Below are 10,391 nucleotides of genomic sequence, written 5' to 3'. Positions count from 1 at the left end.
CGGACGCAACGCGGCTTTGACCTGTTCAAGGTCTGCTCCGGCACCGCATCGCCACCGAAGCAGTAGATGCGCACTGGCGGCGGCGCAATGCCGCTGGCGGCCGCGTACTCGGCCAGTTGTTTGAGATAGGCCGGCGGGAAACAAGCGATGGTCACGCCGTAATCGTGCAGGGCCTGATAAGTCTGCTCCGGGGTCCACAGACAACCGTCGCGGATCACCAGACGACCGCCGCTGTACAAGGTACTCAGCCAGCGTTCATGAGCGCCGTCGAAGGCGAACGACATAAAGTGCAATTCGCAACTGCTGGCGTCCATTTCGTACAACTCGGCGATCGCCTGGCAGTGCATGCTCAGCGGGCCTTGAGTAACGGCCACGCCTTTCGGCCGTCCGGTGGAACCGGAGGTGTAAACCAGATAGGCCAGGCTCTGCTCGTGAACATCGCAGACCGGGGCAGCATCGCTGTAGAGACTGCGATCGAGTTGATCGATTTCCAGACGCCGCACGCCGTTAGGCGCCGGCAACGTCGCGCGCAGGCTGGTTTGCGTCAGCAGCAGGGCCATGCGCGAATCTTCGATCATGTACGCCAAGCGCTCGGGCGGATAATCGATGTCCAGCGGCACGTACGCCGCACCGCTCTTGAGCACGGCGAGGAAGCTCACCAGCATTTCCAGCGAACGCGGCAATGCCACGCCGATCACCACTTCCGGACCGGCGCCGTGGGCGATCAGGCACTGCGCGAGTCGATTGGCCTGCCGCTCCAGCTCTGCGTAGCTCAGGCTTTCGCCGGCGCATTGCACTGCGATCGCGTCGGGCTGCTGTTGCGCATGACGGCTGATCAACTCCGGCAACAGGCGAGACTCATGGCGGTGCGCCGGCTCGGCACTCCAGGTCTGCGCCGCTTGCCATTGTTCGGCGGACAGACGCTGCAAGTTGCCCAGCCGCTCATAAGGCGCGGCCATCATCGCCGCGAGGGTGTTTTCCAGGGTCAGGCGAATGCCTTGCACCGCCGCGGCGCTGAAGTGGCTGCGCAGGTACAGGTACTCGATCGACAACTCGTCGCCGAGCGTCACCGCAAGGTCCATCGGCACGTTGGTCACGCCGTGGCCGATGGATTTGCCGAAGGTCAGCTCGGTGTCGGTTTCTTCCTGCAAGCGCTCGTCGATCGGGAAGTTTTCGAACACCACGATGCTGTCGAACAGCGCCTGACCACCGAGGTTCGACCAGCGCTGCACATCGGCCAGCGGTGCCTGGGAATAATCCCGAATGTCGAGGTTGTAGGCCTGCAATTCGCCCAGCCAGTCGGCCAGACGCTGATCGGCCTGTGGGGTCTGAATGATCGGCAAGGTGTTGATGAACAGGCCGAGCATGTTGCCGACGTTCGGCAGACTTTCCGGGCGCCCCGATACGGTGGCGCCGAAGGTCACCGTCTGCTGACCGGTGTAGCGTTGCAACAGCAGCAGCCACGCGCCCTGGATCAGTGTGTTGGGGGTGATGCGCAGGTCGCGGCAGAACTCCAGCAGGCGTGCGGTTTGCGCCTTGTCCCAATTTGAATAGAGCGCATCGTGACCAGTAACGTCGGCACTATGACGCGGGTGCATCGCCTGACTCAGCGCGGTCGGTTCGTTGACCACCGCCAGACGCGCCTTCCAGAACAGCTCCTGGGCATCCTGATCCTGCGCCTGCAACCAGGCAATGAAGTCGCGATAGCGGCCATTTTCGCCAGTCACCTCGCCCGTGGCGTAGTACTGCAAGACCTCACCAAACAACCGCGAACTGCTCCAGCCATCCATCAGAATGTGATGGCTGGTCCAGATCATCTGGTACTGCTCGGCGCCCAGCTGCAGCAGGGTCACCCGCTGCAATCGCGCTTCGGCCAAGTCGAAGCCCAGCGCGCGATCAGCGCTGGCGAACTCGGCAATCGCCGCCTCGCTGCAATCCTGCCCACGCCAATCGAGCACTTGCATCTGCAGCGGCGCCTGGCGATGGACGACCTGCAACGGCTTGGCCAGGCCGTCCTGCCAATGGAAACTGGTGCGCAGGATCGCCTGACGCACAATGATGAACTCCCAGGCCCGGCGGAAACGCTCCACGTCGAGGCCCTTGATCGGCAGGCTGACCTGTTGCACGTAGAGGCTGCTGCCGTTATCCGACAGCGTATGGAACAGCATGCCTTCCTGCATCGGCGACAGCGGATAGACGTCTTCGATCAGTTCCGCCGGCACCGGCAAGGCATCGAGTTGCGCCTGATCCAATTGCGCCAACGGGTAGTCGGCGGCGCTGGCGGATTGCGCGTCTGCCAGCGAAACCACTGCGGCCAGTTTCTGCACCGTCTGCTGCTGGAACAGGTCTTTGGGCGTGAAGCAAATGCCCTGCTGCCGCGCGCGGCTGACCAGTTGAATCGAGATGATCGAATCACCGCCGAGGGCGAAGAAATTGTCGGTCACGCCGACCTGCTCGATCTTCAGAATGTCCTGCCAGACCTCGGCCAACTGCTGCTCCAGCGGCGTCGACGGCGCGACGTAATCGCGTTGTGCCTGGCTGGCATCCGGTGCCGGCAAAGCCTTGCGATCAAGTTTGCCGTTGGGTGTCAACGGCAACTGTTCGAGGAACAGCCACTGCGCCGGCACCATGTAGTCCGGCAGATGCGCCTTGAGCGCGGCTTGCAACTCAGCACTCAGCGCGTCCAGTTGCGCGGGGCTTTGATCGGCCTCGGCCGGTACCACATAAGCCACCAGTTGCTGGCCGCCAACGCGGTCGACCGCCAGCACCACGCCTTCGCGCACGCTGGCCTGGGCCAGCAGACGCGCTTCGATTTCACCCAGTTCAATACGGAAGCCGCGCACCTTGACCTGATGGTCGATGCGGCCGACGTATTCGATACGGCCGTCGTCCATGAAACGCGTCAGGTCGCCGGTGCGGTACATGCGCTCGCCGTTGCTCGCCAACGGGTTGGGCACGAAACGTTCGGCGGTCAGGCCCGGGCGCAACAGATAGCCACGGGTGATGCCTTCACCGGCCAGATACAGCTCCGCTGCGATGCCGACCGGCGCTTGCTGCAATTGCTCGTCGAGCAGGTACGCAGTGGTATTGCGCAAAGGCCGGCCGATATTGGCCTGGCCACCGAGTTCGCGACGGGTCCAGGTCGAATACGTGGTGTCTTCGGAAGGCCCGTACAGGTCGTAAACGTGGGCGACCGAAGTTTCGCGGTACAAGGTGTCGACCAGCGCCTGCTTGAGCGGCTCGCCGGCCAGATTGATGATGCGCACGCCCGACGGGATCTGGCCGATGCGTTGCAACGCGGCAATCGCCGACGGCACAGTGTTGATCAGGCGCACCTGATCACGCTCGGGCAAGTCCGCCAGCTCCAGGGCATTGCGCGCCATGACCACGGACCCGCCGCGCGCCAGGGTGACGAAAATCTCCCACACCGACAGGTCGAAGCACACCGACGTCGAGGCCAGCACGCCCTGCAGATCGTCCTCGCTGTAGACCTCGGCGGACCAGTGAATCAGCGCCTGTACGTTGCGATGGGCGATGGCCACGCCTTTCGGTTTGCCGGTGGAACCGGAGGTGTAGATCACGTAGGCCAGATTGGCCGAGTCGGCGCGCGCCGGCAGGTTGTCCGGTGCCTGCGCGGCGAACGCTTCGCCACCGGCCTCGACCAGCACCACGTGTGCTTCGCTGGACGGCAGTTGCGCCAGCAACGCATGCTGGGTCAGCAGGACTTTCGCCTGGCTGTCATCGAGCATGTAGGCCACGCGGTCGGCCGGGTAGTCCGGGTCCAGCGGCACGTAGGTGCCGCCGGCCTTGAGCACCGCCATCAGGGCGATCACCAGTTCCGCCGAACGCGGCAGCGCCACGCCGACGCGCACTTCTGCGGTGACACCCAGCGTCACCAAATGCCGGGCCAACTGGTTTGCGCGGCGGTTCAGTTCGCCGTAACTCAGGGCCACGCCGGCATGACTCAACGCCAGTGCCTGCGGATGTGCTGCGACCCGCGCTTCAAAGCTCTGCGAAATCAACCGCTCGGCCGGATAAGCCGCGTGATTGTCGTTCCACTGCGCCAGCGTCTGACGCTCGGCCAGCGGCAGCAGACCGATCTCGCCGAGTGCCCGTTGCGGCGCTGCGATAAATTGCTCGAGCACTTCACGCAGATGCGCGGCCAGAGCGAGCACGCTGCGCTCGGCGAAGTGTTCGGTGAGGTAGTTGAAATCGAGGTTGAGCACTTCGCTGGCGCCGGCAATCAGGGTCAGACCGTAGTTGGTCTGCTCGCGATGCTCCAGACCGGAAAAACGCAGCCCGCCCGGATTGGCCTCCAGCGCTTCGGACACCGGGTAGTTCTCGAACACCAGCAAAGTGTCGAACAACGCTTCGCCACTCAATGCGGCCAGACGCTGAATGTCCTGCAACGGCGTCTGTTCGTAGTCGCGCAGCAACAGGTTCTTGTCCTGCACGCTGCGCACCCAATCGCCGACGCTGAGGCTGGCCTGCGGGCTGGCGATCACCGGCAAGGTGTTGATGAACAGCCCCAGTTGCTCCTCGATGCCCGGCAAATCCACCGGACGCCCGGATACCGTGGCGCCAAACGCAACGGTGGCCTGGCCGGTGTAGCGCTGCAACACCAGCAGCCACGCGGCCTGCACCAGACTGTTGAGGGTCACCTGTTGCTGACGGGAGAAGCTGTTCAGGCGCTGGGTCAACGCTTCATCGAAATGCAGACGATGCATCTGTTTGCCCGGCCCCGGCACGGTGCGTCCGTGGCAGGCCGAGGCCAGTCGGGTCGGCTCGTCGAGTTCGGCCAGTTGCCCGCGCCAGAATTCCTGCGCGGCTGCCTTGTCCTGGCCCTGCAGCCAGACCAGAAAATCGCGATAGCGACCCTGCGCGCTCGGCACCGGCTGGCCGGCGTAATCCTGCAACACCTCGCCGAACATCCGCGAGTTGCTCCAGCCATCCATGAGGATGTGGTGGCAGGTAAAAATCAGTCGATGGCGGTCGTCGGCAGTGCGCAGCAGGCACAGGCGCAACAGCGGCGGATTCTGCAGATCGAACCCGCGTTCACGGTCGGCCTGCGCCCGCGCTTCAAGCAGCGCCGGCAGATCGGCGGCATCGCGCACATCGATTTCCGGCATTTCCAGGGTCAGTTGGCGGTTGATCACCTGCAACGGTGCATCGAGGCCATCGCGGCCCCAGATGAAACCGGCGCGCAGCACTTCATGGCGATCAACCACCCGCTGCCAGGCTTGCTGGAACCGCGCAACGTCGAGGCCGTCGATGTCCAGTAGCATCTGATAGACGTAGGCGCTGGCGTCCGCATCGTACAGGCTGTGGAACAGAATGCCCTGCTGCATCGGCGCCAGCGGATAGATGTCCTCGATGCGCTGGGCGGCAATCGGCAGGCTGTCCAGATGCGCCTGGGACAAACCGGCCAGCGGCACGTCGGACGGAGTCAGCCCCCCGGAATGACTGAGGCAGTGGTCGATCAATTCGCTCAGCGCCACTTCGTAGGCGCGGGCCAAACCGACAATGGTCGCCTCTTCGAAAACGTCGCTGCTGTAGGTCCAGGTCAGGCTCAACTGGCCCTGATAAACCCGGCCATCGATGGTCAGCCAGTTGGCCATCGGCGCGTTCGCGTCCTGACCGGCGCCCTTGTCTTCGGTGGCCGGCCGCCACAAGGCGTCTTCGTCGAAGTTGTTATCGAACTGGCCGAGGTAGTTGAACGTCACCTGCGGTTGCGCCAGTTCATGCAGTGCCGCTTGTGCTTCGGCGGTGCCGAGATAACGCAACAAGCCATAGCCGATGCCCTTGTTGGGGATCGCGCGCAGTTGCTCCTTGATGCCTTTGATCGAGCTTTCCAGGCTGGCGTTTGGCGTCAGGCGTACCGGGAACATGCTGGTGAACCAGCCCACGGTGCGGCTCAGGTCGATGTCATCGAAGAGGTCTTCGCGGCCATGGCCTTCGAGCTGCACCAACGCGCTGTCGCTAGCGGTCCACTCGCAGAGCACCCGCGCCAGTGCGGTCAGCAGCAGGTCGTTGACCTGAGTGCGGTAGGCCGCCGGGGCCTGTTGCAGCAATTGGCGGGTACGTTCGGCATCCAGTCGCGTGTCGACGCTGCGTTCGAAGCGGTTGTTCAATTGGCCCTGCGGATTATCCAGCGGCAAACCGAGCGGCGCATCGCGCAACTGTTCGCGCCAGTAGCTCAGTTCGCTGCCCAGCGCCGCGCTTCGCGCATGTTCTTGCAGGCGCACGCCCCAGTCCCTGAACGCGCTGGTCTTGGCCGGCAGATGCACGCGCTGTCCGCTGCTGATCTGCTGATAGGCGCTTTGCAGGTCTTCGAGCAGGATTCGCCACGACACGCCATCGACCACCAGGTGATGAATCACCAGCAGCAGACGCTGACTGGTGTCCGGCAAATCGATCAGCGCCGCGCGGATCAGCGGGCCGTTATGCAGGTCGAGGCTGCGTTGCAGATCCAGGCACAGCGCTGGCAATGCCGCGCTGTCGTCCAGCGTGAAAGTGCGCAATAACGCTTGTGGTTGATCCGCCGCGCCGTGGCTTTGCTGCCAGCCCTGCTCGGTTTGGCGATAACGCAGACGCAAGGCGTCATGCTGCTTTTGCACCTGCGCCAGGGCCTGTTGCAGCGCCGCGGCTTGCAGGGTTTTCGCCGGGGTCAGCAGGATCGACTGGTTCCAGTGATGCCGCGCCGGGATGTCGCTGTGGAAAAAATACTGCTGGATCGGCGTCAGCGGCGCGTCGCCAAGCACTTCGCCCTGCTCCGTCTGCACCGCGTCGCTCTGCTGCGCAACGGTGGCCAGACGCTGCACGGTCTGATGCTGAAAAATGTCCTTGGGCGTAAAGCGAATGCCGGCCTGCCGCGCGCGGCTGACCACCTGAATCGAGATGATCGAGTCGCCGCCCAGCTCGAAGAAATTGTCGTGAAGCCCGACCCGTTCGACCTTGAGCACGTCCTGCCAAATCTCCGCCAGACGCTGTTCCAGTTCGCTGCGCGGCGCGGCGTAGGCCTCTTGCACCTGCGCAACGTCCGGCTGCGGCAGTTGTTTGCGATCGAGCTTGCCGTTGGCGGTCAGCGGCAGCCGGTCGAGGAACGCCCAACTGACCGGGACCATGTAATCCGGCAGGGTTTCGCGCAGGTGCAGCTTGATCGAATCACGCAGCGCGCCCTGCTCGTCCGCGTTCAATGTCTCAACCGGCACGACCCAGGTCGCCAGTTGCTGGCCGCTGAGGCCGTCCACCGCCAGCACCACCGCTTCACGCACCTGTGGATGCTTGAGCAGTTGCGCTTCGATTTCGCCGAGCTCGATGCGGAAACCACGGATCTTCACTTGGTGGTCGATACGGCCGATGTACTCGATCACCCCGTCGCCGCGCAGGCGCGCGAGGTCGCCGGTACGGTACAGACGCTGGCCGGCCTTGCGGTTGAACGGGTCGGGCACGAAGCGGGTGGCGCTCATGCCGGCCTGATTCAGATAACCACGGGCCAGACCGGCGCCAGCGATGTACAACTCACCGATGCAGCCTTGCGGCACCAGGTTCAGGGAGCTGTCGAGCAAGTACCACGACAGGTCGACAATCGGCGCGCCAATCGGGCTGCTGTGGTTGCTCTGCAGATCCGCCAGCGACAACGGCCGGTAGGTCACGTGCACGGTGGTTTCGGTGATGCCGTACATGTTGATCAGCGTCGGCGCGCGATCGCCAAAACGCTCGAACCACGGACGCAGATTTTGTACTTCCAGCGCCTCGCCGCCGAACACCACGTAACGCAGGGCATTGCTGCGACTCGACTCGCAGGCGACCTGCATCAACGGCTTGAACGCCGACGGTGTCTGGTTCAGCACCGTGACATTTTCATCGCACAGCAGCGTGTAGAAATCCTCCGGCGAACGGCTGACATCGTGCGGCACCACCACCAGTTTGCCGCCGTACAACAGCGCGCCGAAAATCTCCCACACGGAAAAGTCGAACGCGTAGGAATGGAACAGCGTCCAGCTGTCCTGCGGGCCAAAATCGAACCAGTGCTCGGTGGCGCTGAACAGGCGCATCACGTTGCCGTGCGGCAGCAGCGCGCCCTTAGGTTTGCCGGTGGAACCGGAGGTGTAGATGACGTAGGCCAGATTGTCCGGCGTGGTCAGGCATGGCGGATTGCTTTCGATGCTGTGTTCCGGCGCCTGATCCAGATCGAGGCAGACCAGCCCCGACGGAATCGGCAATTGCCCGAGCAAATGGCCCTGGGTCAACAGCAATTGAATACCGCTGTCGTCGATCATGTAGCTCAAGCGGTCATCCGGGTAGCTCGGGTCCAGCGGCACATAGGCGCCGCCGGCCTTCAGCACCGCGAGAATGGCGACGATCATGTCCAGCGAACGCTCCACCGCCACGCCGACGCGCACGTCCGGGCCGACGCTCTGCTCGATCAGCGTATGCGCCCACAGATTGGCGCGGTGATTGAGCTCGGCGTAAGTCAGGCGTTGTCCTGCGAAGGTCACGGCCACCGCGTCGGCATGCCGCTCGGCCTGAGACTCGATGGCTTGCTGGATGCACTGGGTCAGCGGTTGTTCAATCAGCGGCGGATTCCATTGCGCCAACAGCTGTTGCTGCTGGCCTGCATCGAGCATTGGCAACTGGCCGATACGCTGGCTCGGCTCGGCGACGATCGCTTGCAACAGCGCGGTCCAGTGCTGCGCCAGGCGCTCGATGGTCGCTGCGTCGAACAGGTGAGTGGCGTACTTGAGCACCGCTTCGATGCCGTGGGCCTGTTCGGTGGTGTTGAGGGTCAGGTCGAATTGCGCGGTCTGGCTCTGCCATTCCAGCGGTTCGATGTTCAGGCCGTTCAGGCGCGTGGCGACGCTCGCACGGCGCTCGGCCTGGTGGTTGAACATCACCTGGAACAGCGGACTGTGGCTGAGGCTGCGGCCCGGTTCCAGCGCTTCGACCAGTTGCTCGAAGGGCAAGTCCTGATGCGCCTGCGCCTCCTGCGCCGTCTGTTTGACCTGACGCAGCAGTTCGATAAACGGCAGCTCTGCGTCGATGTCCGCCTTGAGCACCTGGGTGTTGACGAAGAAGCCGATCAGGCGCTCGATTTCCACCCGGCCACGGTTGGCCACCGGCACGCCGACACGGATGTCGCTTTGCCCGCTGTAGCGATGCAGCAAGGCCTGAAACGAAGCCAGCAGCAACACGAACAGGGTGACGTTTTCCTGCCGGGCAAAGGCCTTGAGGGCATTGCTCAGCGCCGGATCAAGAATCAGGTTGTGGCTGGCGCCGGCGAAGCTCTGCTCCACCGCGCGCGGACGATCCAGCGGCAGTTCCAGCACCGGTTGTTCGCCGCCAAGTTTTGCCTGCCAGTAGGCCAGTTGCCGCTCCTGCTCACCGGCCTCCATCCACTGGCGCTGCCACAAGGCGTAATCGGCGTATTGAATCGGCAGCGCCGGCAGACCGGCGTCGTGACCGAGGTTGAAACCGGCATAGAGCTGCACCAGTTCCTCGATCATCACTTGCAGCGACCAGCCATCGGAAACGATGTGGTGCAGGGTCAGCACCAGCACATGCTCAGCGGGGTTGACCTGCAGCAGCGCGGCACGCAGCAACGGCCCGTGCTGCAGGTCGAAAGTCTTCCGGCTCTGGGTCTGCACGAAAGCCTCGATCGAGTGCTCCGGGTCATGCGCCAGATCAGTGCTCAGGTGATGAATATCGAGGGTAAAAGGTCCTGCGGGCAGGACCACTTGCAAGGGTTGCGCGCTGTCTTGAGAGAACACCGTGCGCAAGGTTTCGTGGCGTTCGATCAGCGCCGCAATGCTGCGTTCCAGTGCCGGCACATCCAGCGGCCCTTGCAAGCGCAGGGCCGTCGGAATGTTGTAGGCCGCGCTGTGCGGTGCCCACTGCCAGAGGAACCACTGGCGCTGCTGAGCGTAGGACAGCAGCAACGGCTCTTCAGCCGTGCGCTTGAAAACCGGGGCAATGTCAAAGAGGTTGACGCCTTTCTGCTTGAGCAGAACCGCCAGAGCCTTTCTTTGCTTAGCCGAAAGTTGTCCTACCGACTCGATTAACTCTTGCACGCGTTTTTCCCTCTCAAGAAATCAGTTTTTCCAGATCATCGAGGGATAGACGTTTGAGGGCCTCCAGTGATTTAGCCAATTCATCCTGAACGGGCGACATTTCGACGCGCAGCGCTTCGATCCGCGCGCAGAAATCCTTGAGCGTGTCGGTCTCGAACAACGCCTTGAGCGGCACCTTGTCGCCCAGACGTTCCTGCACCCGGGTCACCACCAATGTCGCCAGCAACGAATGGCCGCCGAGCTGGAAGAAATTGTCCGCCAGCCCTACCCGCTCGACCTCCAGCACTTCCTGCCAGATCGTCGCGACCTCCCATTGCAGAT

General features: G+C 63.3%; 2 protein-coding genes. Both read right to left on the bottom strand.

Annotated elements, in window-relative coordinates; translation table 11 throughout:
- On the bottom strand, positions 1-10,070 hold a 10,070-nt coding region (locus OQK_RS19730; RefSeq protein ID WP_038861435.1), incomplete at its 3' end, for a non-ribosomal peptide synthetase.
- A 13-nt stretch (positions 10,071-10,083) separates the two neighbouring features.
- A partial coding sequence (locus OQK_RS30515; RefSeq protein WP_238537230.1) for a phosphopantetheine-binding protein occupies positions 10,084-10,391 on the bottom strand: 308 nt, incomplete at its 5' end.

This window comes from Pseudomonas sp. R62 (genome assembly GCF_000257605.1).
In the GTDB taxonomy this organism is placed as follows: Bacteria; Pseudomonadota; Gammaproteobacteria; order Pseudomonadales; family Pseudomonadaceae; genus Aquipseudomonas; species Aquipseudomonas atacamensis.
This window is presented reverse-complemented; position numbering and strand designations above follow the sequence as displayed.